22 protein-coding genes and 1 pseudogene are annotated in these 26,734 nt (G+C 44.7%); all 23 read right to left on the bottom strand.

The window, feature by feature from the left end:
• Positions 1–1,278, bottom strand: a complete 1,278-nt coding sequence (gene yfmF / locus ACDZ28_RS27020; RefSeq protein ID WP_375103282.1) for an EF-P 5-aminopentanol modification-associated protein YfmF — start codon at positions 1,276–1,278, stop codon at positions 1–3.
• 137 nt (positions 1,279–1,415) lie between these two features.
• Positions 1,416–2,282, bottom strand: coding sequence for a spore cortex-lytic enzyme (sleB, locus tag ACDZ28_RS27025; RefSeq protein ID WP_042132275.1), 867 nt, complete (start codon positions 2,280–2,282; stop codon positions 1,416–1,418).
• 628 nt (positions 2,283–2,910) lie between these two features.
• On the bottom strand, positions 2,911–5,571 hold the full coding sequence (locus ACDZ28_RS27030; RefSeq protein ID WP_375103283.1) for a DNA translocase FtsK 4TM domain-containing protein: 2,661 nt from the start codon (positions 5,569–5,571) through the stop codon (positions 2,911–2,913).
• A 78-nt stretch (positions 5,572–5,649) separates the two neighbouring features.
• Positions 5,650–5,862: a YlzJ-like family protein gene (locus ACDZ28_RS27035; RefSeq protein WP_375103284.1), complete on the bottom strand. Its 213-nt coding sequence runs from the start codon at positions 5,860–5,862 to the stop codon at positions 5,650–5,652.
• Complete coding sequence (locus ACDZ28_RS27040; protein ID WP_375103285.1) at positions 5,859–6,638, bottom strand: ClpP family protease; 780 nt, start codon at positions 6,636–6,638, stop codon at positions 5,859–5,861. The genes ACDZ28_RS27035 and ACDZ28_RS27040 overlap by 4 nt, the downstream gene beginning before the upstream one ends.
• A 215-nt stretch (positions 6,639–6,853) precedes the next feature.
• Complete coding sequence (locus tag ACDZ28_RS27045) at positions 6,854–8,533, bottom strand: ribonuclease J (protein ID WP_042128831.1); 1,680 nt, start codon at positions 8,531–8,533, stop codon at positions 6,854–6,856.
• A 510-nt stretch (positions 8,534–9,043) separates the two neighbouring features.
• A complete protein-coding gene (gene dapA, locus ACDZ28_RS27050; RefSeq protein WP_375103286.1) occupies positions 9,044–9,919 on the bottom strand; it encodes a 4-hydroxy-tetrahydrodipicolinate synthase in 876 nt (291 codons plus the stop codon).
• 16 nt (positions 9,920–9,935) lie between these two features.
• Positions 9,936–11,159, bottom strand: coding sequence for an aspartate kinase (gene dapG, locus ACDZ28_RS27055; protein ID WP_042128835.1), 1,224 nt, complete (start codon positions 11,157–11,159; stop codon positions 9,936–9,938).
• 357 nt (positions 11,160–11,516) lie between these two features.
• Positions 11,517–12,113 (bottom strand): dipicolinate synthase subunit B, encoded by a 597-nt coding sequence (locus ACDZ28_RS27060; RefSeq protein WP_042128837.1) that lies wholly within the window; start codon positions 12,111–12,113, stop codon positions 11,517–11,519.
• Position 12,114: 1 nt separating this feature from the next.
• A complete protein-coding gene (dpsA, locus tag ACDZ28_RS27065) occupies positions 12,115–13,011 on the bottom strand; it encodes a dipicolinate synthase subunit DpsA (RefSeq protein WP_375103287.1) in 897 nt (298 codons plus the stop codon).
• A gap of 195 nt (positions 13,012–13,206) precedes the next feature.
• Positions 13,207–13,653, bottom strand: coding sequence for a dUTP diphosphatase (dut, locus tag ACDZ28_RS27070; protein ID WP_170880298.1), 447 nt, complete (start codon positions 13,651–13,653; stop codon positions 13,207–13,209).
• Positions 13,628–14,896: a M16 family metallopeptidase gene (locus ACDZ28_RS27075; RefSeq protein ID WP_375103288.1), complete on the bottom strand. Its 1,269-nt coding sequence runs from the start codon at positions 14,894–14,896 to the stop codon at positions 13,628–13,630. The genes dut and ACDZ28_RS27075 overlap by 26 nt, the downstream gene beginning before the upstream one ends.
• 76 nt (positions 14,897–14,972) lie before the next feature.
• Positions 14,973–15,956, bottom strand: a complete 984-nt coding sequence (locus tag ACDZ28_RS27080; protein WP_076119571.1) for a polysaccharide deacetylase family protein — start codon at positions 15,954–15,956, stop codon at positions 14,973–14,975.
• A gap of 247 nt (positions 15,957–16,203) precedes the next feature.
• Entirely contained in the window at positions 16,204–18,306 is a 2,103-nt protein-coding gene (gene pnp / locus ACDZ28_RS27085) for a polyribonucleotide nucleotidyltransferase (protein ID WP_042128848.1), read from the bottom strand.
• 293 nt (positions 18,307–18,599) lie between these two features.
• Positions 18,600–18,869 (bottom strand): 30S ribosomal protein S15, encoded by a 270-nt coding sequence (gene rpsO / locus ACDZ28_RS27090; protein ID WP_036656390.1) that lies wholly within the window; start codon positions 18,867–18,869, stop codon positions 18,600–18,602.
• A gap of 148 nt (positions 18,870–19,017) precedes the next feature.
• Positions 19,018–19,965: a bifunctional riboflavin kinase/FAD synthetase gene (locus ACDZ28_RS27095; RefSeq protein ID WP_042128851.1), complete on the bottom strand. Its 948-nt coding sequence runs from the start codon at positions 19,963–19,965 to the stop codon at positions 19,018–19,020.
• Between the two features lie 37 nt (positions 19,966–20,002).
• Positions 20,003–20,917 carry a tRNA pseudouridine(55) synthase TruB gene (gene truB / locus ACDZ28_RS27100; RefSeq protein WP_042128852.1) on the bottom strand — a complete coding sequence of 305 codons (915 nt, stop codon included), beginning with the start codon at positions 20,915–20,917 and terminating at the stop codon, positions 20,003–20,005.
• Positions 20,914–21,891: a bifunctional oligoribonuclease/PAP phosphatase NrnA gene (locus ACDZ28_RS27105; RefSeq protein WP_042128854.1), complete on the bottom strand. Its 978-nt coding sequence runs from the start codon at positions 21,889–21,891 to the stop codon at positions 20,914–20,916. The genes truB and ACDZ28_RS27105 overlap by 4 nt, the downstream gene beginning before the upstream one ends.
• Positions 21,892–21,961: 70 nt before the next feature.
• The gene (rbfA, locus tag ACDZ28_RS27110) at positions 21,962–22,309 is read right to left on the bottom strand and encodes a 30S ribosome-binding factor RbfA (RefSeq protein WP_042128856.1); all 348 of its coding nucleotides are present in this window, start codon (positions 22,307–22,309) and stop codon (positions 21,962–21,964) included.
• An 18-nt stretch (positions 22,310–22,327) separates the two neighbouring features.
• Positions 22,328–24,973, bottom strand: a complete 2,646-nt coding sequence (gene infB / locus ACDZ28_RS27115; RefSeq protein ID WP_042128858.1) for a translation initiation factor IF-2 — start codon at positions 24,971–24,973, stop codon at positions 22,328–22,330.
• Positions 24,968–25,289 (bottom strand): annotated as a pseudogene (locus ACDZ28_RS27120) (YlxQ family RNA-binding protein); the annotation flags it as partial. The pseudogene ACDZ28_RS27120 and the gene infB, both read right to left, overlap by 6 nt.
• On the bottom strand, positions 25,282–25,590 hold the full coding sequence (gene rnpM / locus ACDZ28_RS27125) for an RNase P modulator RnpM (RefSeq protein WP_042128861.1): 309 nt from the start codon (positions 25,588–25,590) through the stop codon (positions 25,282–25,284). The pseudogene ACDZ28_RS27120 and the gene rnpM, both read right to left, overlap by 8 nt.
• A gap of 28 nt (positions 25,591–25,618) precedes the next feature.
• Positions 25,619–26,716 (bottom strand): transcription termination factor NusA, encoded by a 1,098-nt coding sequence (nusA, locus tag ACDZ28_RS27130; protein WP_042128862.1) that lies wholly within the window; start codon positions 26,714–26,716, stop codon positions 25,619–25,621.
• Positions 26,717–26,734 lie beyond the last annotated feature (18 nt).

Raw genomic sequence — 26,734 nt, forward strand, 5'->3', positions numbered from 1 at the left:
TTATTCCTCCTTTCCTGTCAAGAAATAAATCGTATCCAGTTGAAAGGTTTCGGCAGCGGCTTTTACGTCTTCTGCGCCGATTTGTTCCACCTGCTGTAATAGCTGATCCGCTGTTCGATCTTTTCCTGACAACTGGCGGTTGAAGTCGTAAGAGATCATTTCAAAAGCTGAATCCGGAATCTCAGAAAGCTGATTGCGGATCATAGCTTTGGTCTGGCTAAGCTCCAGATCACTGATATTGCCAGCTTTCATTTCTTCCAATTGCTTCTCTATAATGTCCACGGCTTTGCCGTAATTTTGCGTTTCGATACCGGATTGAATCGTTCCAATGCCCTTATGTCCGTCGTAACGAGACGAAGCATAGTAAGCAAGACTTGCCTTCTCACGTACATTAACGAAAAGTTTAGAGTGTGGATACCCTCCTAATATACCATTGTACATAAGCGCGGAGGCGTAGGAATCATCCTTATAAGTAATAGAGGTGCGTAGTCCCAGGTTCAGCTTGCCCTGACTGACATCCAGCTTCTCTTCTACTGTCCGTACCTCATTAACCGATACAGGGACGAACTTAGAGCTATATAAGCCCACCTCGGACTGAATCCGACCGAAATGACGCTGTACAAGTTTTTCAACTTCGTCAACTGTTGTGTCTCCCACTACATAGAGATCAAGGATGGCTTCATCCAGCCATGCATTGTAGGATTCATACAAACTTTTCGGAGTGATTCGATCTAGATCCGCTCTTTGCCCCAGAGGGTGAAGACGGTATGGCTCGTTGCGGCACATTTCCTCAATACAACGTTCAGCAGCGTAACGTATCTTGTCATTTACGATGGACTCCAGCTTTTTGCGAACGGTTTCACGCTCCGTTGCAACATACGAAGGTCGGAAGCTTCCGTCTTCAACTAATGGACGAGTCAGAACTTCTCCTAAGAAAGCGAAGGATTGTTCAAGCAAGTTCTCCTGGTTTTGTACGAAAGAGTCGTTAATGGTATCCATGCGGAACTGAACGATTTGGTAATCGCCTCTTTTATAAATATCAAACCCAAATCCAGCGCCATACAGTTCCTCCAAACGCTCGCGGAATTGCGTGGTCTCCGGATAAGTCGCGGTACCTCTGCGAAGCACGAATGGAGCTAGTGCAGTAGAGGTCACTGTATTCTCGTCAAGAGGAATACCCGCATAAAGTGAGATCGCGTAGGTCTTGAACGCCTTGGTTGGCATAACGTGAATACGCAAGCCTCCAACGGTGCCATGCTGAAATACATTATTAGTCAAGTCCAAAACTCCTTTACGGCGTGGATAGTTGCTCATTATCATGTTTATGAATTATTAACCATTCTAAACCATTCCAAAGTAAGGAAGCAACCGGAAGCCTCTTCCCGGTTGCTCTCTGAAGTTTCTATCCTTCTTATCTACATACAGAAAATATGCTGACCAATCGTCTTGACCTGAGGACGGGTCCAAATCCATTTAGAGGTCGCTGTTTTAGGATTGAAGTAATACAAACATCCTCCGGAAGGGTCCCAACCATTAAGCGCTTGTTGCACTGCCTTGCGTGCTTGTTCATTTGGCTCCAGATAGATTTGTCCATCGGCTACAGCTGTAAAAGCTCCCGGTTGAAAAATAACTCCCGACGGCGAATTGGGAAAACTAGGTGATTTCACACGGTTTAAAATAACCGCGGCTACTGCAACCTGACCTTCGAAAGGCTCACCTCTTGCTTCTCCATACACGGCATTGGCCATGATCTTGAGATCATTCTCCGATAAGCCCATCGTATTACCTGAAGACAATCCTGGAGAATTCGTTTTATTGGACGTATTTGTTTTATTACCAGTGTTATTCTGTGCTGTCTTATTTCCCGTTCCTGAAGAAGGTTCAGTCGGCTTCCAATTCTTAGTTGCGTTATACAACTTCAGCTTAGTTTTAGCTCCTACAATGCCATCAGACTTCATCCCGAATTTCCATTGAAACCAGGTTACTGCATTCTTCGTTTTCGGCCCAAAATGACTGTCTATTTTTCCGGCATAATAACCTAAATGCTTTAATCGTCCCTGCAATTCATAGACATCCTGACCTGTTGAACCAAGTTTAATGGGTGTTGTACTGAAAGCCGGCAAGGCTTCTTCGTCAGGATTATTTAACTCGTGGACAAATGACGCAGCAGCACTTTGCTTGGTCTGAACAATGCCATTTCCCTTGAAAAACGTTCCTGCAAACGGCGCGGCTGCAAGTGCAAGAGTTAAAGCAGCAAATATCCACATCTTTTGTTTCTTCATAGGGTTCGCTCTACCTTTCTTTTGTAAGTTCTGCATGGATGGCTAAAGTTATTATGACGACTGTCAGTGCATCCTATGCATTACTAAAAAAGAAGAAATAGCTTTTCATTGTAATTGAGAATTATTATCAACTATAATCAAAATAAGAAAAAAATGGAGTTGATATGAATCATGAATTTAAGGGACCACATTTTACTGTGGAACCAAGCATTAATAGAAATTATAGATATACGTCATACTTCTCAACATTTTAGTTTTATGAATACACAATAGTCCAAGTAATAGGTTCGTACTTTTAGGGAAAAACTCCCTGAAAATAGTGGATATTCTCTGATAATGAATGGAATCAGGGAATTCCTCCCTAAAAATAAGGCCAATTCCTTTATTTCTTACCAAACTAGATGAATTATAGGGAGCTTTTCCCTAATTGTAAGTCTGAAAACTAATAATCTCAGAATTTCAGGGAGAAATTCCCTAATTATTTTAATGAAGCTTCACTAAAGCACTTATTTGAAGTGTCATTTACACTTCTTCAGCATGAGTAAGGGGTCGACTCCAAGTAGTATGAACTACTTGGAGTCGACCCCCCTTTTACTTTCTATTAAAGGCTTAAACTGACTTGTCCAGCTTAAGAACTGATCTTGTTATGCTGATACTGCTCTAGTGATACAAGCACCTCACGCGGCTTACTGCCTTCGTAAGGCCCTATTACCCCACGAGCCTCCATAGAGTCAATCAAACGGGCTGCACGGGTGTAACCAACCCTCATCCGGCGCTGTAGTAGCGAGACTGAAGCTTGCTTCGCTTCAAGCACGATCGTTACGGCCTGCTCATATAATTCATCCTGTGGCTCCTGGTCTTCAGCAATTGTGTCATCAACCTCTGGAACAATGGACTCGTCATATTCTGCTTCACCTTGACTGCTGACATATTGAACGATTGTCTCAACCTCTTGATCGCTCATAAAGGCACCCTGCACACGAATCGGTTTAGAAGCCCCCATCGGTAAGAACAGCATGTCTCCCCGACCTAACAGCTTCTCCGCACCTGGCATATCCAGAATGGTACGCGAGTCTACATTGGACGATACACCAAAAGCGATACGAGATGGAATATTAGCTTTAATCAGACCTGTAATGACATCAACAGAAGGACGCTGAGTAGCGATGATTAGATGAATACCTGCTGCACGCGCCATCTGTGCGAGTCGACAGATAGCATCCTCTACATCGTTAGCGGCAACCATCATCAAATCCGCAAGCTCGTCCACAATAACAACAATATACGGAAGTATCGCAGCTGGATTCTCTGCCATCAGCTTATTATAACCTTCCATGTTACGCGTTCCTGATTTGGAGAAGAGTTCATACCTTTTCTCCATTTCCACAACGATCTTCTTCAAAGCTAAACTCGCCCGCTTCGGATCAGTAACTACTGGAGCCAAAAGATGGGGAATCCCATTATAGACATTCAGCTCTACCATCTTCGGATCTACCATCAGGAATTTGACTTCATTGGGTTTAGCTTTATATAAAATACTCGTTATAATCCCATTAATACAAACCGATTTACCCGAACCCGTTGCACCAGCTACCAATAGATGGGGCATCTTCGCTAAGTTCCCGATAATCGTCTGACCTGAAATATCACGTCCAAAAGCAATAGATAGTCTGGATTCAGCTTCCTGAAAAATCTGTGTTTCCATAACTTCACGCATAGTTACAACAGACACTTCGGAATTCGGTACCTCTATCCCAATGGCTGATTTACCTGGAATTGGCGCCTCCATACGAATATCTTTGGCTGCAAGAGCAAGTGCAATGTCATCCGTAAGATTAACAATGCGACTAACCTTGACACCAATATCCGGCTGAATCTCATACCGTGTAACTGCTGGACCTCTAACTACTTCAAGAACCTTTGCCCGAACACCAAAGCTCTCAAGTGTAGCTTCTAGCTTACGGGCAGTCTGCATATAATCATTCTGATCCCCCGCTTTACCACTGTTGTTAGGTTTGGCTAGAAGACGGAAAGATGGCAGCTTATAAGGCTTGGGTGGAGGCGGTGCCGGTGGAGCAGGAATGATCTCCCCTTCAGGAGTTGCAGTTAACAATCCATCCAAGTCTATGTTCACATTTTCCTCAGGCTCATCTGAAGGTGGTTGATTAACTGCATTAACCCCAGTAACAGGAGCTTTGCCGGTAACACCACGAGCCGCAGGAGAAAATTCACTCCATTCCTCCCGATCTTCTTCATTCAGCCCTTCTGAGCGGATATGCTCAAAAAAGTCTCGGATAATTGGAGTCACAGGTTCCATATCCATATCAGCATCATCAAAATCATGATGTATATCTTCAAGTGGCGTCACACGACTATTTGCTGAAAGCCCCGAAATGATCGGACCGTGCGAAGCACTTGTTACAATTGGCCCCTGATCATCATCCTCAGGATCTACATCTACCTCTGGACGTGTTGATCCTGAGAACCAGCCCGATATTTTTTTCAATAGGACAGGTTGTTTGCGATTAGGCAAATAACGATCATCCTCTTCCTCTTCATCATCCTCTTCATAGACAGGCTGCTTCACTGCCCGTGTCTTAGCGGGTGCCGCTGCTTTGGAAGGTCTCGCTGCTACTGGGACAGCCTTCGGACGGTTTGCCGCATGAAGACGAATCCCTTCCACAAACTTAACGGTACGCACTCGCAAAAGAGTAATAATCTCCACATAAGAAAGATTTGTAATTAACATAAAACTGATGGCAAGCATGACGATCATTAGCAGCTTAGCTCCCAGACTACCAAAGAGCCACAGGAGTGCAGCATACTCCAAACCGCCGATATATCCACCGCTAATATCCTTACCCAGCATGTAAACATTACTATTGTTAACACCGGGCGAAAGAGATCCCGAAAGATCATTATGTATTTGTGTCATCACGTTACCAGGATGAAGCAGTGACAACGGGCCAAGCTTCTGCTCCATTGCAGATATCGTACTCATAAGGCACATGGATAGCAGAAGCAGAAGCACGCCTGTATGCCGACTGTTCCAAGATGAAGGCCATCTTCGGTGGATCATAACCATAAGACCGTAAAAAATACCGACAAGCGGCAACACAAAATAAAATCTCCCTAATAAATAACCCGCCATACTTGAAAGTGATCGCCCTACCGCCGCTTCACCGGACAGAGCAATAACGGATATCGTTATTAGTAAAATTCCATAAATTTCATATTTTAAAACGCTGCCGAGCAGCGCTTTTTTCTTCTTCTTTTTTCGTTTAGCCACGCCAGCCACCCCCGGAACAACATTATACCATATAATGGCGTGGCGTACCTATGTTCTCTTTTGTCAGAAAATGAATCTTTATGTTAACGTAATTATCGCTCCAGGAGAGAACGATGGATCCAAATAACGCTCCAAAGGACAATCCAGCAATCTTACTATGCGAGCACGTCCTTCCTCCATTGGCTCAACCTGCATTAGCATCCCTTGAACACTAACTTCTCGCGTTGTAACGTAATTATTAAATGCTCCTTCCCACACCTGTTCCATCGACATTATCGTATAAAGTGTCATTGCGTAAGCCCTCCCGAAATTGCTGCAGTAGGCGCTGCAGAGAAATCTCCACCGATCATGCGGTTAAGATGTGCTAAGGCCGCTCCGATCCCGCCCACCTCATCCATGAGACCATATTTAACGGCATCGAGTCCCCCAACGGCGGTTCCAATGTCACGATTGAGCTCACCCGTCTTAAACATCAAGTCACGGAACTGATCCTCAGAAATCCGAGAATGGGAAGTAACGAATTTTACTACGCGCTCCTGCATTTTCTCCATATATTCGAACGTTTGTGGTACACCGATTACCAAACCATTCATACGAATCGGATGAATCGTCATCGTTGCACTTTCCGCAATAATCGAATACGTAGAGGATACAGCGATCGGAACGCCAATACTATGTCCCCCTCCAATGACAACTGTTACTGTCGGTTTAGAGAGCGAAGAAATCATTTCGGCAATCGCTAGACCAGCTTCCACATCTCCACCTACAGTATTTAAAATAATAAGCAGACCTTTAATATTCTTATTTTGTTCAGCTGCCACCAGCTGCGGAATGATATGCTCATATTTTGTTGTTTTGTTCTGAGGAGGCATAACAATATGACCCTCAATTTGACCAATAATCGTTATGCAAAAGATATCCGGTTCACCGCTAGGAACCGCTGTTTGTCCAAGCTCTTTTATTGCACCCATTGTAGTGGGCGGCATATTCTCATTTGTACTCGGATTTCCCTCTTGTGGTATAACTTCCTCATTCTTTGCTCCATTTGATCCATCCATGTAGTTCATCTTCGCAGCTCTCCCTTTTCTTATGCAGCTCTGGTCTGCTATAGCCTTACTAACTTTCATTAGTATGACATTTCAGGGCCCCGCATTATGCAACCCTCTCCTTATGATGTGAATATAAACAATACAAAAACCCCTTTTCCCGTAGAAACCGTCCAATATTTCCGGGGAAAAGGGGCCATTGCCCTAGCTATATATTTATTTAAGGAGAATTCTCCTTACACTTCCATGATAATTGGCAAAATCATCGGTCTACGACGCGTTTGCTCATACAAGAAACGACCGAGCGAATCTTTTACGCTTGTTTTAAGCGAAGCCCACTCATTTACTTTCTCACTCATCAGGCGTTGCAATGTACTGGAAACAATTCGGTTCGCTTCGTCGAGCAGTCCTTCGGACTCACGAACATAAACGAAACCACGGGAAATGATGTCAGGTCCGGAGACAATCGCACCATTTTGTTTGCTAAGTGTAACCACGACAACCAAAATACCATCCTGAGACAGCAGTTTACGGTCACGCAATACAATATTACCTACATCACCTACACCCAGACCGTCGATCAATACGTTACCAGCCGTTACTTTACCAGCTTTACGAGCGGCACCGCCTTGAATTTCCACAATCTCACCGATTTCAGTAATGAAAATGTTCTGAGAATCTACGCCAACAGATTCTGCCAAAAGGGCATGTTTGCGCTGCATACGATATTCACCGTGAATTGGAATGAAATATTTCGGTTTCATCAGGTTGAGCATAAGTTTAAGCTCTTCCTGGCTACCGTGACCGGATACGTGAACCCCGGAATTGGAACCGCTATAAATAACGTTAGCGCCAAGACGGAACAATTCATCAATGGTACGGCCTACATATTTCTCGTTACCCGGAACCGGTGTTGCCGCAATGATAACAGTATCACCAGGCAAGATATCTACTTTACGATGACTGGAACGTGCCATACGGGTCAATGCAGACATTGGCTCGCCTTGGCTGCCTGTGCAAAGAACAACGACACGGTTCGCTGCCATTCTGTTCATTTCTTCAGGCTCAATCAGCATACCATCTGGTACGTTCAAATATCCAAGCTCAGAAGCGATGGATACAACGTTTACCATACTACGGCCAATTACTGTAATCTTACGGCCTGTGGATTCTGCTGCATTAACCACTTGTTGAATACGGTGCACGTTGGAAGCAAAAGTTGCTACAACGACACGTTGTTCAGCCTTGCGGAAAATGTCTTCCAGAACGATACCGACATTCTTCTCAGATGGGGTAAAGCCTGGTTTCTCAGCATTCGTACTATCCGACAAAAGCGCAAGTACACCCTTTTGACCAATTTCAGCCATACGATGCAGATTTGCAAATTGACCGTTGACTGGAGTGTGGTCAAATTTGAAATCTCCCGTATGAACTACGTTACCTTCTGGTGTTTCTATGCACACACCGACGGAATCCGGAATACTGTGGTTTGTTCTGAAGAACGTAACTTTGAGCGAGCTTCCAAGTTGAATTTCTGAATCTTCATTGATCAAAATTCGTTTGGTGTCACCCAGCAAGTTTGCTTCCTTCAATTTGTTCTCTACAAGGCCTAATGTAAGTCTTGTTCCATAAACCGGAACATTCAAGTTCTTCAGGACATATGGGAGACCACCGATGTGATCCTCGTGTCCGTGGGTAAGCACAATCCCTCTTACCTTGTCACGGTTCTCTGTCAAATAAGAGATATCAGGAATTACAATATCAATACCGAGCATATCTTCTTCCGGGAACTTCAGTCCCGAATCCACGACTACTATGTCAGCTCCATATTGAATGACATACATGTTTTTCCCGATTTCTCCGACTCCGCCCAATGCGAAAATCATCAATTTATCGTTGTTGTTTTTTTTGGACAAATGAATCTAACCCTCCTATGATGTTGGACGTCATACTTTTATTGGTAAATATTGAACTTCGATTATTTCAGCGGCGCTGAACACATTCTTCAAACAGCTGATAGCTTCCTTAATTAACAAGGATATTCCTGAAATCTGTAAAATGCGCAATGCGAAAGCTCCCGATTCCGGGCAGTAAAGTTCATATTGAAGCGGACAAATGCCGTCAAAATTCACCGTCGCGCCCCTCGCGCGAAGACATGTCAATCATTTACACAGACTCATCTTGGGACCTATCCTGTCTCACAATGTATACCATTGACGGAAGATTACCGCATATTTAATTTTAACCGCACCCAGTCACTTAAGATCATTATACATGATTTTTTTGGCAAAAGACAAGTCACCCTGTCGCGTATCCAAATTCTTTCCTTAAATGTGACCCAATATTTCAGCAAAATATTATAAAAATAAAAACCGGCTCTCCAAAGGAGAAGCCGGTGTAAATACTAAAATATCACTGATCCGCACTTATTGAAATAATGCCTCAATAAAAGCTGCTTCAGCTTCTGTAGGTGAAATAAGCGGCAATCTGACGCCTCCAACAGGCAGCCCCTTCAGACCTAAAGCATATTTAACCGCAGAAGGATTCGGTAGAGGTTGAGGACATTCGAACAATCCTTTGAAAATTGGGAACAATTGCCGATGAATCTCTCCTGCTCGTTGAACGTTTCCTGAAGTGTATGCGTAGATCATTTCTGACATTTGTGCACCAACGACGTGACTAGCTACACTGATAATCCCGTATCCTCCAACGGCTAGACTAGCTAATCCTGCTGAATCATCACCAGTATATACGCGAAAGTCATCGGAACACGAAGAAGCAATAAGTGTAATTTGATCGACAGATGCACATTCTTTTGTCGCAACAATATTCGGAATTTCAGCAAGTCGTAGGGTTGTGTCTACACTCATACTTACACCCGTGCGACCTGGAACGTTATACAATATGACTGGCAATGAAGTCTCCGAAGCAATTGCAGAAAAATGCTGATAAAGCCCTTCCTGATTAGGCTTATTATAATACGGGACGACCAATAACACGCCATCCACACCAATTTTCTCAGCTTCCTTCGTGAGGTGAATCGAATGTTTCGTATTATTGCTACCTGTCCCAGCGATGATTTTGCAGCGACCATTCGCCTTCTCAAGTACAAAAGAAAACAGCTGCAATTTCTCCTCATCACTTAACGTTGGAGATTCTCCGGTCGTGCCGCAGACAACCAACGCCTCTGTTTTCTGTTCCTCAATTAAATAATCGACAAGCTCTGAAGTTACATCCCAGTTGATTTCTCCATCCCCGTCAAAGGGGGTTACCATGGCTGTTATTAATCTTCCGAAATCCACTTTGAATTCCTCCTTGTCAGCGGTGCAATTCAAACATAGCATGCAGCGAACGCAGGGACTGCACCATGTCCTCTTTCTTCACCAGCACCCAAATCGTTGTATTCGAATCTGCGGATTGGAGAATCTGAATATTTTGTGAGCTAAGTGCCTCAACAATGCGAGCCATAATACCAGGCACACCGTTAATTCCGCCCCCGATAACGGAGACTTTTGCGCAACCTGATAAGCTCTTAGGGCGCAAACCCAATTGCTGGAGTACCGAGATGGCCTTTTCTGATTTGTCATCGAACACAGTATAAAGTGCTTCCGTAGGTGTTACATTAATAAAATCAACACTTATTCCGTTGTCCGCCATACTTTTAAAAATTTGCAATTGAACGCCCGTACCATTTCCGTCTGGACACTCCACTGAAATTTGGGTAACGTTGCTAACGTAAGCAATCCCTGTCACGAAGCGATCTACAATGCCACCAGACTGGATGTCGTTAAACCCTTCTGGATTCGTAACCAGTGTACCTTCAGCCTCTGAAAAGGTTGAACGAACTCGCACTGGAATTTGTGCCTGCATAGCAATCTCAACCGCACGTGGATGGATTACTTTTGCTCCTTGATGAGCCATGTTACAAATTTCTGTATAACTAACATACGTTAGCGGTTTTGCATCTTCAACGATCCGCGGATCTGCTGTAAGAATTCCGTTCACATCTGTATAGATATCAACCATATCTGCATGAAGAGCAGCGCCCAAAGCAGTAGCAGAGGTATCACTTCCTCCACGGCCCAAAGTCGTCAAGTCACCAGCTTCAGTCTGTCCTTGGAACCCCGTCACTATAACCACTTTGTCTTCACGCAGTTCGCGGAGAATTCGTTCAGGACGCACATCTAGGATTCTTGCATTGCCATAGTTACTATCTGTCATAAACCCAGCCTGAGCTCCCGTTAATACGGTAGAAGCAATCCCTTCATTCTCCAGCAGTCCACAAAGTGTAGTCGCAGAGATAATCTCACCACAGCACATCAAGAGATCCTTCTCACGCTCAGGTAATGCATCTCCATTCTGCACAGCCCAATCCAATAGAGTGTCTGTTGCATAAGGTTCTCCCCGTCGGCCCATAGCCGAAACTACGATGACCAAACTATAGCCGCTTGCGAGCTCCCGTTTGACGTTACGAATTACGTGCTCTCTAGCTTGTGGTGTTGAAAGTGATGTTCCTCCGAATTTTTGTACCAGAATACCCATGTATAATTCCTCCATTATTGTTAAAGCAAACACACTAATCATTCGTAAACAGAACTAATATCGTTTCTAAACGAGAAATTCCATTACAGTACGTAAGCTTATTTCTTAAGTAAAGTTCTAATATTTTGAAAAATGGTTGTACCGCCCTCGAAATGAGGACGGTAGCAGTAGTGCTTATATTGTTTTGGTAGCAATGATCTCAGCAATGGGTATGGCAGATCTTGGCTTTGAGCGTTAACGGCCGTGTCTCTTGATTAAGAGGTAACTCTGACCACGGCGGCATGTAACTTCTCATTGCTCATTTGGTACATCTCCCCTTTTATTGACCGCAACTAATTCTACCGATTCCGCCCTAATCTAGACAGAGTGAAACTTTTCAACAATCATCGGCTGTAGTTGTTTCCCTTGCAAAGCGGCATAGCAAGCTTCTGGGATAAGATCCATACGCGCTACTAACGAGTTAGGTTTGCCCTCAGGGTTATCCTGTCCGAATGGCACAAAATAAATATGTTTGGCCACTAGAAGCTTAGCAATATTTGCTGCATTAAGACCTAAGCCATCATTGGTAGATATCGCCAGAACAAGTGGACGTCCATTGCGCATCTGCGATTTTGCAGCCATGAGCACTGGACTATCGGTCATAGCATTTGCTAATTTACTCGTTGTATTTCCAGTGCAAGGTGCTATTGTAAGCACATCCAGCAGCTTGGAAGGACCCAGCGGTTCCGCTTCAACAATTGTAGAAATGATATCATTACCTGTTATATCTTTCAACTGTTTTAGCCAATTTTGCGATGTTCCAAAGCGGGTGTCGGTCCCTAGTACGGATGCTGAAACTATGGGCACTACATTTGCTCCCCCGTCCACGAAGCGTTGAATTTGCGGCATTACCTCAGCAAACGTGCAGTGAGATCCGGTAATCGCATACCCTACTGTTTTTCCGTGCCAATCCATTTTATTCGTCCCCCTTGATTAAAGCCTCGTCCGATATCGACTGAACCAGCGCATTTGCCATAATAATCCCAGCGCTTTTAGGAGCTACAATGCCAGGGAGTCCAGGTGCCAGCATCGCTTTAATTCCTCTTTTCTCAGAATAACGAAAGTCACATCCACCTGGAGCGGAAGCCAGGTCGACAATTAAGCAATGCGGTGAGATTCGTGAGAGTACTTGTGCGGTGATGATCATACTTGGAATTGTATTAAATATCAGATCAACATCCGGCACATGAAGCAACAGTTCACTGGTCATAAAAGGCTTCCAGCCCATTTCCTCTGCTCGTGCATAATGTTCCTGTTTTCTAACTCCGGCTTTAACACTAGCACCCAGTCCTTGCAGACTTCTTGCCATCGTAAAACCTGTTCTGCCTAAGCCCAGTACCATCGATTTGGAACTGTGAATAGTAAAATCCGTGTTCTGTATGGCCATAACCAGTGCTCCTTCCGCTGTTGGGATGGAGTTATAAATGGCTACATCATCACGATTAAGCAATTCAATTAACTTTAATGAATGCTTAGCGCACATGCTGCGCAAGTAGCTTTTGGCCATACCGCTATACACCAAACAATGGGGTGGCAGAGCAGTAAAATGTTCCTCCAAGAGCATCAAGCGATCAGATGAAAATAGAGCACTGATATTCCCTTCGTCATCACAACCAACTGTAGGCAACACTAATACATCTGCATTACTAAGCAGCTCTACCGACATCTGTTCCAGGCTAACCCCCGGGCAAGGGGCTTCCCACTTATCGAACCCGGCAGCGCTTACCGTCGCATCCAATTCCACACATTTCCGAATCACTTCAAGCTGTCTCGCGTCCCCGCCCAGGAACACGATCCTGACGCCAGTAAGCATAGGGATGACGCTCCTTTCAACATACACTATCGACTATAGAGCATCTTATGCTGGGCATTCTTAATGGGTGAAAAGCGGAGAAGAATTACTATGCAGGCTTAAATGTGAAACTTATAATTTGTCATATTTGAACAAAAAAAAGCTCGCAAATCACGCCGATTAGGCATAGATTCGCAAGCTTTTTAATGTTTTGTATTATTTTCCAGTGTGACCGAAGCCTCCAGCGCCGCGTTCAGTTTCGGATAGAGTATCAACTTCAACCAAATTTACCACTGGTACCGCTTGAAATACCATTTGGGCAATACGCTCATTACGAGCAATCGCAAACGGCTCCTGGCCTAGATTGATCAACAACACTTTGATCTCTCCACGATAATCAGCATCAATCGTTCCTGGTGTGTTCAAACATGTAATCCCATGCTTCAAGGCTAGTCCACTTCTTGGACGAATCTGAGCTTCTAATCCATCTGGCATAGCTAATGATATGCCAGTTGGAATTAATGCACGTTCTCCAGGTGCAAGAACAACTTCGTTTTCAACAGCGGCATAAAGGTCATACCCGGAAGCCTGTTCTGACATTTTACAAGGAAGATTAACATCCTCGTTTCCAGCTAGTTTATTGATTTGTACGTAATAAGACAAGATCATCTCTCCTAACATTTGCAATAGCTTTATCTGTTGAGCCTACCATCGCTAAAGAAAGCGGCTCAGCAAACATATTATCAAGCACACTGTTGATATTGTCCATCGTAACTAACTGAATCTTAGCGATCATATCGTCTAATGTGTTATGTTTTCCGAGCATAAGTTCATTTTTTCCGATACGATTCATCCGGCTACTAGTACTTTCAAGGCTAAGAATGAGGCTACCTTTAAGCTGCTCCTTGCCTTTTCTCAATTCATCTTCACTGAGACCCTTAGTAGCGAGTTCGTACATCATTTCTTTAATAAGCTCCATTACATCCTTGGTTTGCTTTGGTGCAGTTCCAGCATAGACCGTGAACAATCCAGAATCCGCTTGAGAACTATGGTATGAATATACGGAATAGGCTAGGCCTCGTTTTTCACGAATCTCTTGGAACATCCGTGAGCTCATCCCACCACCAATGGCATTATTAATAAGCACCATAGCATATTGTAATGGATCGCCAGAGCGGACCCCTGGTAAGGAAAGACAAATATGATTCTGTTCTGTTTTCTTGCGGTGGAACAACATTTCCCCATAATAATCCGGTGGAGTCAGCGGCGCAGATGTGCCATGATTAGCAAAAGAACCAAAATGCTTCTCCAGCAGCTCAATCAGTCCATCGCTGATGTTGCCCGCTACACTTATTACCGTATTCTCAATCGTATACTGCTCTTTCATGTATGCACGAAGATCATCTGGCTTCATCTCCATTAGCCGTTCTTTTAAGCCAAGGATAGAATACGCAAGCGGATGATCCTTGTAAGCAGCAGTACACATCAAATCATGTACAAGATCGTCTGGTGTGTCCTCGCACATTGAAATTTCTTCAAGGATGACATTCTTTTCTTTCTCCAGCTCTTCAGCATCCATACGTGAACGGAAGAACATATCTGCTAACACATCTACTGCGATGGGCAGATGCTCATCCAGTACTTTTGCATAATAGCAAGTGTATTCCTTAGAGGTAAATGCATTTACATTGCCGCCAATAGCATCGAACTGCTCGGCGATGTCCTTAGCACTATATCGGTCTGTACCTTTAAAAAGCATATGTTCTACAAAATGGGATATCCCGTTGTTTCCAGGGTTTTCATTCCGCGAACCTGTCTTTACCCAGATGCCGAATGAAACGGATCGGCCTGTCGGAATTTTTTCCATTACTACTCGCAATCCATTGGATAATACTATTTTTTCCACTTCAAGTCCTCCTGGCAATAGCCATGTTCTATCTAAATTAATACACGTGCCTATAATCCTACCAGAAATAGATCACTCACTCAACATCAGAGGGGATTAGACGCTCCGCTGAGAGTGTTTGGCTAACTGTACCTAGCTGTAACCCTTTTGCCTTTATCCCGCGTATCATGGCCTTCAGCGCCTTGGAGGATGAGGCAGTCGGATGCATTAGAACAAGTGTGCCAGGTTCAGCTTTACTTGTGATTTTGGCAACAATGGATTCAGGAGCAGGATTGCGCCAATCCACTGTATCCACAGTCCAGAGCACGGTCTTTAAGCCCAAACTGCTAGCAATGTCTACTGTCTCTTGATCGAAATCACCTGATGGAGGCGCGAACCATTTATTAGTGACTCCAAGCGATTCCTTTAACAGCTTTTGTGTCTTCTCAATTTCTACGGTAGCCCGCGCTCGACTTAAGGTACTCATATTGGGGTGGGTATACGCGTGATTCTCCATCTCATGACCACGCTTTAGCATTTCTGCAGCAAGCTCCGGATTTTTACTCAACCAGCTTCCATCCAGAAAAAACGTAACTTTTACGTTCTCTTCATCCAGAATATCCAGCATTGGCACAATGTACTGATTTCCCCATGCCACATTAATCATCAGTGAAACCATCGGTTTCGCCGGGTTTCCGCGATATATAGGTTCTGCTCCCAGTTCATTAAGCGATACTTTTGGTTCGATCTGTCGATATACAAACTTAATGGGTTCTTTTGGCGCCAAAAGAGCATTCCGATAGGTACTCTCTACATCAACCTCAAGTCCGTTATAGCCCGGAATGGCTTTCCAGACCCGATCAACCACGGCATCCACTGGTGGCGCATTTAGCTTAGCCGCTGCGGTTTCAATCCTCAGACGAAGATCATTGTTCGCCGCCTTAGGGATATCCTTCCACACTGCAAGATCATCCTGCGGTTTCAATTGTGCAAGCATGTCCTTGACCGGCCCCTGTGTGCTGCCAATTCCTATCACGATTGCTACACAAGCAACCACTAATGCCACCTTTTCCGTCTTCATGACGACTTCCTCCCCGATAGAAACGAATTTCAGGTTCGTTCCACACGATTACAAAGACACTTTGTCCCAATCTATGAGACAAGGGAGGAATTTATGTCATGAACAGATACAAGACTAATAGATAGAATTACTGGTTCCCGCTTTCCAATTTCAGTCATATAAAAAAAGAGCCAGAGCGCAAATCGCTTCTGTCTCTTTTAATAATGAAATTAGATCCCTTTAGTAAAGGCTATTACTGAGATCAAACTTATGCTTTAGCGCTAGTTTCTGAAGTCAATACCGCTTTACGAGACAAGTTAACCCGGCCTTGTTGATCGATTTCAGTAACTTTAACTGTAATGGTGTCGCCAACAGCAACAACATCTTCTACCTTCGCTACACGCTCAGTAGACAATTGGGAAATATGCACCAATCCGTCTTTACCCGGAATGAGTTCAACAAATGCGCCGAATTTCTCAATACGTCTAACTGTACCCACATAAATTTCACCGACTTGTACTTCACGTACAATACCTTCGATGATCGAACGGGCTTTTTGAATCATTTCTTCATCAGAAGATCCGATAAAGACACGTCCATCTTGTTCGATGTCGATTTTCACGCCGGTTTCTTCGATAATTTTGTTGATGATTTTACCACCCGCACCAATAACATCACGGATTTTATCCGGATTAATGTTGATGATAATGATTTTTGGAGCATATTTGGACAGGTTAGCTCTAGGCTCAGAGATGGCTTCCATCATTTTACCTAAGATGTGCATCCGGCCTTCCTTAGCCTGTTGCAGTGCTTCATGAAGAATTTGACGGTCAATACCATCGATCTTAATGTCCATTTGGATCGCAGTTACACCTGCTGCAGTACCCGCTACCTTAAAGTCCATATCTCCAAGATGATCTTCCATACCTTGAATATCTGTCAAAATAGACACATGATCTCCATCCTTGATTAGACCCATAGCTACACCAGCAACTGGAGCTTTGATCGGTACGCCTGCATCCATCATAGCCAGCGTACTTGCACAAATACTAGCTTGTGAAGTAGAACCATTAGACTCGATAACCTCAGATACAAGACGAATCGTGTACGGGAATTCAGTTTCACTTGGGATCACTTTAGACAATGCGCGTTCACCTAATGCTCCATGACCAATCTCACGACGACCTGGTGCTCTAAGCGGACGTGCTTCCCCTACGCTGAACGGAGGGAAATTATAGTGGTGCATGAACCGTTTAGTTTCAGTCAGATCAATACCGTCAAGAATTTGCACATCGCCGAGTGCGCCTAGCGTACATACGCTAAGTGCTTGCGTTTGCCCACGGGTGAACAATCCAGAACCATGAGTACGCGGCAATAGGTTAGTATCACAATCAATCGGACGAATTTCATCCAGCTTACGTCCATCTGGACGAACCTTATCATGCGTAATCAGACGTCTAACTTCTTCCTTCACGATGTCATGTAATACTTCCTTAACATCCTTCAGAAGTTCTGGAGTCTCTATGTATTTCTCAGCGAAATACGTAACTGTTTCATTATTTACCACATCAATAGCTTCTTGACGAGCATGCTTCTCAGCAATTTTAACTGCATCAACCAAACGAGCTTGTGCAAACGCACGAACCTCAGTGTTCACTTCAGCATTTACTGCGTGCAGCTTCACTGCCATTTTTTCTTTACCAGCGATTGCAACCAATTCTTCAATTGTAGCTACGATATTACGGATTTCTTCATGTCCGAACATAATCGCTTCGAGCATAACTTCTTCCGGAACTTCATTAGCTTCCGCTTCTACCATCATGATAGCATCCTTCGTACCAGCAACAGTCAAGAAAATATCACTAATTGCTTGCTGAGCAATATCAGGGTTGATGATAAATTCGCCATTGATGCGGCCTACATTGACGCCACCGATAGGTCCGTCAAACGGTACATCGGAAATGCTAAGTGCTGCAGAAGTACCAATCATAGCGGCAATTTCTGGTGTGCAATCTTGATCCACACTCATTACCAGATTGAGAACTTGTACATCATTACGGAATCCTTCTGGGAACAGTGGGCGAATCGGGCGGTCAGTCAAACGGCTGGACAGAATCGCTTTTTCACTCGGTCTGCCTTCACGTTTAATAAAACCACCTGGGATCTTACCTACTGCATATAATCTTTCCTCATAGTTGACCGTCAGCGGGAAAAAATCCAAATCTTTAGGCTCGCTTGAAGCGGTAACAGTACACAGAACTGCTGTATCTCCGTAACGCACCATAACGGCTGCGTTTGCTTGTTTAGCTAGGCGGCCCGTTTCCAGCACAAGGCGTCTTCCGCCTAGCTGCATTTCTACACGTTTTTCCATAAATACCTCCTTGAATAGTAGTAGACCCGCAGTCAAATATAGCAGGTTCACATATCGATCTAATGAATCGGAAAGGCTTGTCCCAAAGGTATGTAGCCTGTTCTGTATGCATATAAGAAGAAACGGCTAAGTCTTACAGATGAAGTACAGTCGCCGTTTTTACGAATAATCTCATCAGTCTTGCTATAAAGTTTTCCCTAAATTTTCAAAAAGCAACCCAGCTGTCCCGCTGTCGCTCCGAGAAGGACATACGGTATACAACCAGGCTGCTTTAAGGGTTATCTTATGGAAAATTAACGACGCAATCCCAGTCTTTCGATCAGGGCGCTGTAACGTCTGATGTCTTTGTTTTTCAAATACGCCAGAAGTTTACGACGTTGTCCAACCATTTTCAACAATCCGCGACGGGAGTGATGATCTTTCTTGTGCGTACGCAAGTGGTCAGTCAAATTAACGATGTTCTCCGTTAGGATAGCAACTTGCACCTCAGGGGATCCAGTATCGGATTCGTGAGTTTTGTGCTCGTCGATCAATTGATGTTTACGTTCTTGAGTCAATGCCATCCTGTTCACCTCCTTCAATATAATCGCCACTAGCCTCGTCACCGTCGGTGAGAACGTGCAACCAAGCTAAGGTTATGATGCTGTAAGCCAGCAACGTTTATTAGTATAGCATCTCCATTAACAAAAGTAAACGGCTTGTCCGGGATGACTATAGATTATACCCCAAAATCTTCTTTGCGGTTTCTGCATCCTCACCAATTTGAGTGATCAACGCATCTATAGATTCGAATTTCCGTTCAGGACGAATGTAAGATACTAATTCTACCTTGAGCTCTTGATCATACAAGTCTCCTTCGAAGTCAAACAGATGAACCTCAAAGCTTGGAGTCAATACACCATCATGAAAAGTAGGTTTAACGCCCACATTCATAACCCCGTAAAGAACTTTATCCTTATAAAAGACTCGGACGGCATAAACACCTTTAGTTGGTATTACAAAATGAGCACTGAGCTTCAAATTCGCCGTTGGAAAACCAATTGTGCGACCTCTCTTCTCACCATGACCCACTTCACCACGAAGATAATAACAACGTCCGAACCAGGAGTTTGCCAGCTCTAAATCCCCGTTTTGGAGACTTTTGCGAATGCCTGAGCTACTGACCTTTTCTCCTTCAAGCAGAAAAGGGGGAGCAACCTCTACATTCATAACACCTTCACCCAGCTTGCGAAGCATCTCAACATCGCCTTCACCTTGATAACCAAAACGAAAGTCAAAGCCGACAACTGCAGTTACAATATGTAGCGGCAAAAGCATAACAGAGACAAAATTTTGTGGACTTACACGGGAAAGCTGCTCATTAAATTCAATAACATATAAGATATCGACACCCATACTAGCTAGAATCTCCTGCTTTTCTACGGGTGGCGTCAAATACCCTTCATAATCACCCTTACCCATAACATCTTTAGGATGGGGATGAAATGTAAGGACTGCGGCCGGTACACCTTGTTTACGGGCTAAGGCCACAGCGGATGTAATGACGCTGGCATGTCCACGATGCAATCCGTCAAACTGCCCTAGAGCAGCCACTTGAGGCTGAGCCCACTCTGCAGCAGTCTCCGGAGACATCGGATAGGTTAACGTTACGGTTCTCACGCTGTTTCTCACCTACAATTCACTTGGTAAAATTGATTTAAGCTTGTGCAAACACCTTCACTGGAGCAATTGCACCTGTATCTTCCAATTCATAAATGCCAAGAAATCCACCTTGAAGATCGTATAGCCGAAATTGACTGTTCGTCTTCACCTCTGGAGCGATAAATCGCGAGGACAAACGCTGCCCCTGCAAAGCTGCCTTCTTTTTCTCATCCATTACAGTGTGCTTTGGCATATGAGAAATGGCTTCGTCTGCAGCGATTAAATGATCTTCCAATGTTCCGGCTTCCTTGTGAGTCGCAATATCCTCTAGCGTAAGACAATGACTAGCAGAAATCCCTGCCGACATCGTTCTCTCAAGCTTTACCATCACACCCGGCAGTCCAAGTGCTCGTCCGATATCGACACAGAGAGTACGAATGTACGTGCCCTTTGAGCACAGCACCCGGAAGGTGATATCTGGATGATTGCCTTCCCAAGTCATATCCGTCATTTCAATTTCATAAATCTCTACTTCACGGCTTTTACGTTCAACGGTTTTGCCTTCTCGTGCCAGCTCATAAAGACGTTTCCCGTCAACTTTAACCGCTGAATACATCGGAGGAACCTGAGAAATAACACCTTTAAATGAAGCAAGCACTGATAGAATTTCTTCTTCAGTTACATGCACCTCATCAACAGTTTCTGTAATAGTCCCTGTTAAGTCCTCGGTATCACTGGACATCCCCAGTCTCAGTGTAGCCACATATTCTTTAGGCAACTCCTGAATATACTCCACAACACGAGTAGCACGACCCAGACAAAGCGGCAGTACACCTGTCACCTGAGGATCAAGCGTTCCCGTATGTCCGATCCGTTTCATACCGAGAATACGACGCGCCTTGGCTACAACATCATGTGAAGTGAAGCCTGCCGGCTTGTAAACCGCCAGTACACCTTCTAATTCACTCATAAATGACGTCTAACCTCCTCAAGCACCTGAGCTATTGCCTCTTCAAGTGTAGCTTCTATACGCGCACCTGCAGCACGGGTATGACCGCCACCTCCAAACGTTTGCGCTAGATCAGCCACGTCCACCTTACCAGCAGAACGCAAACTAACCTTAACCGCATGTTCATGAATGACCTTGAACAGAATTCCTACTTCCACACCTCGAATATTACGAGGGTAGTTCACGATTCCTTCTAAATCTTCATTCGCAGCAGCACATTCGATCATATCCTCAGGTGTAACATACAGCCAGGCAATATTCCCTTCGGGTGATAATTGAAGAGTATTTAATGCTTTATTTAGAATTTTAATTTGTGGCAATGTCATTTCTTCAAGTAAGGTCTCAGCCAGTTCAGGACCGTTAACACCATAAGAAAGCAGTTCGGATACGGCCGCCATTACTTTAGGTGATGTGTTGGTATATCGAAATCCACCAGTATCTGTCAAGAGACCTGTGTATATTGCTGTAGCAATATCGATGTCCCATGTAATCTCGAACGTCTTTAGCAGATCGAACAAAATTTCCGCAGTCGCAGCAGCATCCGGTTTGATTAAATTCACAAGTCCATAACCGTTATTAGTTGGGTGATGGTCAATATTCAGGATTAGAGCATCATTCGCAAAATAGCGATGGGTCAGCCCTACTCGCTGAAAATCAGCACAATCCACACAGATCACATTGCTGTATTGACGGGGCGGTTCACTAGAGGCCATATTGATGATTTCATCCGAATGCCATAAGTATTCCATCCGCTTCGGTATCGGTCCTTCATTCAGCATAGTGTATTTTTTGCCCAGACATGAGAGAAGCCAGCCCACCGCTAGGGTGGAGCTGACTGCATCTCCGTCCGGCTGAACATGCGACACTACAAGGTAATCGTCGTGTTCCAGCAGAAACTCACGGGTCTGCTGGAGACTTTGTTCATAGCTCTGCATTCGCCGTCTCCTTTATAAAGGTTGTTCAAAATAGCCTTAGGCTATTTTGAACTCCTTTTAGTACCGATTTCTAATCGTTCTTGTGAAGCTCTCCGAGAAGTTTCTCAATGTGACTGCCGTAAGCGACAGATTCATCGATCTTGAAGATCAGTTCCGGTGTGTGCCGTAGGCGAATCGCCTTGCCAAGCTCAGAGCGAAGAAAACCATTTGCTTTTTCGATCGCTTTTAGTGAGCCTGACTTCTGTTCTTCATCCCCGAACACGCTTAGGTATACTTTCGCTTGCGACAGATCGTTAGTCACGTCTACGCCAGTTACAGTTACAAAACCGATTCGAGGGTCTTTCAGTCCGCTTTGGATAAGTTGACTAAGCTCTTTCTTGATCTGCTCGCCCACTCGTCCTGCTCTAATTTTAGACATCTATATTCACCTCTTCGCTTAGCGCTCTACAGTTTCCATAAGAAACGCTTCGATAATGTCGCCCTCTTGGACGTCATTATAGCGTTCCAAAGTTATGCCGCATTCATAACCTTGCGCCACTTCTTTGGCATCATCTTTAAAGCGTTTCAAGGTATCAACTTTACCTGTAAATACAACGATTCCGCTACGGATCAAGCGCATTTCAGCATTACGGGTAATTTTACCATCAATAACCATACAACCTGCAATGGTACCCACTTTACTGATTTTGAAGACACTACGTACTTCAGCGTGTCCGATAACGTTCTCTTTATAGATAGGATCAAGCATACCCTTCATTGCACTTTCGATTTCCTCGATTACATTGTAGATGATGTTATGGAGACGAACATCTACTTTTTCTTGTTCAGCAGCTGCCTTGGTTTGAGCGTCCGGACGAACGTTAAAGCCAATAACAATAGCATTAGATGCTGCTGCAAGTGTAATATCGGATTCCGTAATGGCACCAGCACCGCTGTGAATGATCTTCACGCGGACGCCTTCCACTTCGATCTTAGCCAGGGAACCTTTAAGTGCCTCGACTGAACCTTGTACGTCAGCTTTAATGATAACGTTAAGGTCTTTGATCTCGCCATCTTTAATGTGCTGGAACAAATCATCCAATGTTACACGGGTGTTCGTATTCAGCTCAGATTGACGTTGTGATGTGGAACGTCTATCAGCAATCGCACGGGCTTTACGCTCGTCTTCGAAAGCCATAAACGGATCGCCAGCTTGTGGCACCTCAGTCAAACCAGTAATTTCTACTGGAGTGGAAGGTCCAGCTTCCTTGATCTTACGTCCTTTATCATTAACCATCGCACGTACACGTCCGAAGCAGTTACCTGCTACAAAAGCATCGCCGACTTTCAATGTACCGTTCTGTACCAGAACACGTGCAACTGGACCACGGTTCTTATCAAGCTCAGCTTCTATAACTGTACCGCGTGCCCGTTTGTCAGGGTTAGCTTTGTACTCATTAACTTCAGCAACGAGCAAGATCATTTCCAGCAGTTCTTCCAAGTTAATACGTTGTTTTGCAGAAAGGTTAACGAAGATGGTATCTCCGCCCCACTCTTCAGGAACGAGTTCATAGCTTGTAAGCTCTTGCTTCACCTTATCAGGATCTGCACCCGGCTTATCGATTTTGTTGACAGCAACAATGATCGGAAGTCCAGCAGCTTTAGCATGTGCAATAGCTTCAACAGTCTGAGGCATAACACCGTCATCCGCAGCAACTACGATAATTGTCATATCCGTAACCTGTGCACCACGAGCACGCATAGCAGTAAATGCTTCGTGACCTGGTGTATCAAGGAACGTGATTTTCTTCTGATTAATTTCAACTTGATAAGCACCGATATGCTGTGTGATTCCGCCAGCTTCGCCTAGCGACACACTTGTCGAACGAATGGCATCCAGCAAAGTAGTTTTACCGTGGTCAACGTGACCCATGATCGTAACTACTGGAGGACGGGACTGAAGTTCATCTTCAGTATCATTCTCTTCCACAGTTTCGAAGCTATCCTCATCAACAGGAATCTTCACTTCTACTTCTACGCCGAATTCAGCAGCGAGCAGCAGGATGGTGTCGATATCCAGCTCTTGGTTGATGGTTGCCATAACACCCATAGAGATCAGCTTTTTGATTACTTCAGAAGCGTCTTTGTGAAGCAATTTCGCTGTTTCACCAACGGTCATGCTGCCACGAACGATAATCTTCTTAGGTGTGTTATCAATCTTCTCACGGTGAACCATTGGCTGATTCTTACCACGGCCATTCTTACCACCACGACCACGGTAGTTACCGCCCTTACCATCATCAAAACGTCTATTGTTCGTATTTGGTCGACCACCCGTTGTGTTCTTCTTAGGGCCTCTGTCGTCACCGCGTGTGAAACCTCCGCCGGTGTTAGATTGACCTTGTGGGCGGCTGTCAGTGCGAGGCGCACTGCTTTGTCCTTGCGGACGGCTACCAGTATTACTTCCTTGTGGACGGCTGCCACCGGTATTGCTACCTTGCGGACGGCTGCCACCAGTATTACTTCCTTGCGGACGGCTACCACCGGTACTGCTACCTTGTGGACGGCTGCCAGTATTACTTCCTTGCGGGCGACTGCCACCGGTATTGCTACCTTGTGGACGATTACCGCCTGTGCTGCTTCCTTGCGGACGGCTTCCGCTTGTACTGTTAGTACGTGGAGCTCCGCTTTGTTGCGGACGTGCATTCTGCGTTGAACCTGTTTGTGTTCTGCGGGAATCTTGTCCGCTTTGGGGCCTTGGGGACGTCGTCGATTGGTTGTTGTTTTGGTTACTGTTCATACCTACCTGCTTTTCCTGTTGATTTTTGTTGGCATTCTGAGCACTTTGGGGTTCGGCAGTTACCGCACCGGTTGTCACCGGACGGCTGCTAGAGCTGGTATCCCGCTTGGCTGCAGCGTTCGACTTGATATCCTTGAAGAATTGTTCTACTTTGTTCACGGAACCGTTCTCCATGACACTCATATGATTATTCACAGGGACATTCAAACGCTTCAGAATTGTAATAATTTCTTTACTGCTCATGTTTAGTGACTTGGCGTATTCGTACACGCGCAATTTATCTTTGTTCTCTTCTTTAGTCAATAAATCCACCTCCGACAGTATCTCCGAGTTGCTTGGAGATCATTTCCGCGAATCCTTTATCCGTAATGGCCAGTACTACACGCTGGTCTTTACCAATACTTGCACCGAGGCTGTCTCGGTGAAATGCGATTACTAGTGGAATATCGTAGGTTCCGCATTTATCACGGAACTTTTTTTGGGTATTATCTGAAGCGTCACCTGCCAGAACGACCAGCTTCGCCTCTGAAGACCGTACAGCTTTGAGTACAGCCTCATCGCCGGTGACTATCTTGCCTGCTCTCATGGCAAGCCCTAAATAAGAAAGCGCCTTACTCATTATCCTCACTATCCTTTGCTGCTAGAAACTGCTCTTCCACGGAAGTAAACTGCCGGGCAAGCTGGTCATAGATTTCAGGACTCACTTGACATTTCAAAGCGCGATCAAGTGCTTTATTCTTCTGTGCCAGCTTAAAGCATTCAAGCTTGCCGCATATGTAAGCACCACGGCCTGACTTCTTACCTGTCAGATCAATCAGCACTTCGCCCTCGGGCGTCCTAACCACTCGAATCAGCTCTTTCTTCGGCATCATCTCTTGGGTAGCAACGCATTTGCGCAGCGGCACCTTTTTTTGTTTCATAACATACGCCTCCCGTCAAGCAGGTTAATTAATCAATAGAGACGGAATCCTGATGCATTTCATCAATAGAAGATCTCGGTCTACCGTATTCCTGCTCCGCTTGACTTTCACTCTTGATATCAATTTTCCAGCCGGTAAGTTTAGCGGCAAGACGTGCATTTTGCCCTTTAATACCGATAGCCAGTGATAATTGATAATCAGGAACGATCACCCGTGCCATTTTCTCTGCTTCAAAGACTTGAACTTCAAGGACCTTAGAAGGACTGAGTGCATTAGCCACATATTCCTGCACCAGATCAGAGTAACGTACGATGTCGATCTTCTCGCCACGAAGCTCAGTGACGATGGTCTGAACGCGTGTTCCTCTTGGGCCCACGCAAGAGCCAACTGGATCTACTTCTGGATTGCGGGAATACACAGCAATCTTCGAACGGAAGCCAGCTTCACGAGCTACGGAACGAATTTCAACTACACCATCAAAAATTTCCGGAACTTCGAGTTCGAACAGACGCTTCAGCAATCCGGGATGACTGCGGGACAGCATAATTTGCGGTCCTTTAGTGGTGTTCTCAACTTTAGTGATATAAGCCTTGATACGCTCGCTTTGCTTAAACTTCTCACCTGGCATCAATTCACTAAGCGGCAAGACCGCTTCGATTTTACCAAGATCAATGTAGATGTTCCGCATATCTTGACGTTGTACAAGTCCTGTTACGATATCATCTTCTTTGTCAATAAAGGCATTATAGATGAGTCCACGCTCTGCTTCGCGAATCCGTTGTGTTACAACCTGCTTTGCAGTCTGTGCAGCAATACGCCCGAAATCACGTGGTGTCACTTCAAGCTCAGCAATATCTTCAAGCTGGAAATGCGGGTTAATTTCTCTGGCTGCCGGCAATGAGATTTCAGTCCTTGTATCCAGGACCTCCTCAACAATTAGCTTGCGGGCAAACACTTTGATTACGCCTGTGTTGCGGTTCATGTCAACACGTACGTTCTGTGCTGCATTGAAATTACGTTTATAACTAGAGATCAGCGCCGCTTCGATGGCTTCAAACAGCACATCTTTACTGATGCCTCTCTCCCTTTCCAGCTCATTCATTGCTTCAATAAACTCCATACTCATGAATTTCCGGCCCCCCTT

Source organism: Paenibacillus sp. RS8 (genome assembly GCF_041956825.1).
Lineage (GTDB): Bacteria > Bacillota > Bacilli > Paenibacillales > Paenibacillaceae > Paenibacillus_AQ.

What these genes read in the sequence shown, in the direction of transcription:
- sleB (WP_042132275.1), bottom strand. Translation starts at nt 2,282, where the DNA reads ATGAAGAAACAAAAGATGTGGATATTTGCTGCTTTAACTCTTGCACTT.
- ACDZ28_RS27035 (WP_375103284.1), bottom strand. Translation starts at nt 5,862, where the DNA reads ATGACACTTTATACGATAATGTCGATGGAACAGGTGTGGGAAGGAGCA.
- ACDZ28_RS27040 (WP_375103285.1), bottom strand. Translation starts at nt 6,638, where the DNA reads ATGAACTACATGGATGGATCAAATGGAGCAAAGAATGAGGAAGTTATA.
- dapG (WP_042128835.1), bottom strand. Translation starts at nt 11,159, where the DNA reads ATGGGTATTCTGGTACAAAAATTCGGAGGAACATCACTTTCAACACCA.
- ACDZ28_RS27060 (WP_042128837.1), bottom strand. Translation starts at nt 12,113, where the DNA reads ATGGATTGGCACGGAAAAACAGTAGGGTATGCGATTACCGGATCTCAC.
- dpsA (WP_375103287.1), bottom strand. Translation starts at nt 13,011, where the DNA reads ATGCTTACTGGCGTCAGGATCGTGTTCCTGGGCGGGGACGCGAGACAG.
- ACDZ28_RS27080 (WP_076119571.1), bottom strand. Translation starts at nt 15,956, where the DNA reads ATGAAGACGGAAAAGGTGGCATTAGTGGTTGCTTGTGTAGCAATCGTG.
- pnp (WP_042128848.1), bottom strand. Translation starts at nt 18,306, where the DNA reads ATGGAAAAACGTGTAGAAATGCAGCTAGGCGGAAGACGCCTTGTGCTG.
- rpsO (WP_036656390.1), bottom strand. Translation starts at nt 18,869, where the DNA reads ATGGCATTGACTCAAGAACGTAAACATCAATTGATCGACGAGCACAAA.
- truB (WP_042128852.1), bottom strand. Translation starts at nt 20,917, where the DNA reads ATGAGTGAATTAGAAGGTGTACTGGCGGTTTACAAGCCGGCAGGCTTC.
- ACDZ28_RS27105 (WP_042128854.1), bottom strand. Translation starts at nt 21,891, where the DNA reads ATGCAGAGCTATGAACAAAGTCTCCAGCAGACCCGTGAGTTTCTGCTG.
- rbfA (WP_042128856.1), bottom strand. Translation starts at nt 22,309, where the DNA reads ATGTCTAAAATTAGAGCAGGACGAGTGGGCGAGCAGATCAAGAAAGAG.
- rnpM (WP_042128861.1), bottom strand. Translation starts at nt 25,590, where the DNA reads ATGAAACAAAAAAAGGTGCCGCTGCGCAAATGCGTTGCTACCCAAGAG.
- nusA (WP_042128862.1), bottom strand. Translation starts at nt 26,716, where the DNA reads ATGAGTATGGAGTTTATTGAAGCAATGAATGAGCTGGAAAGGGAGAGA.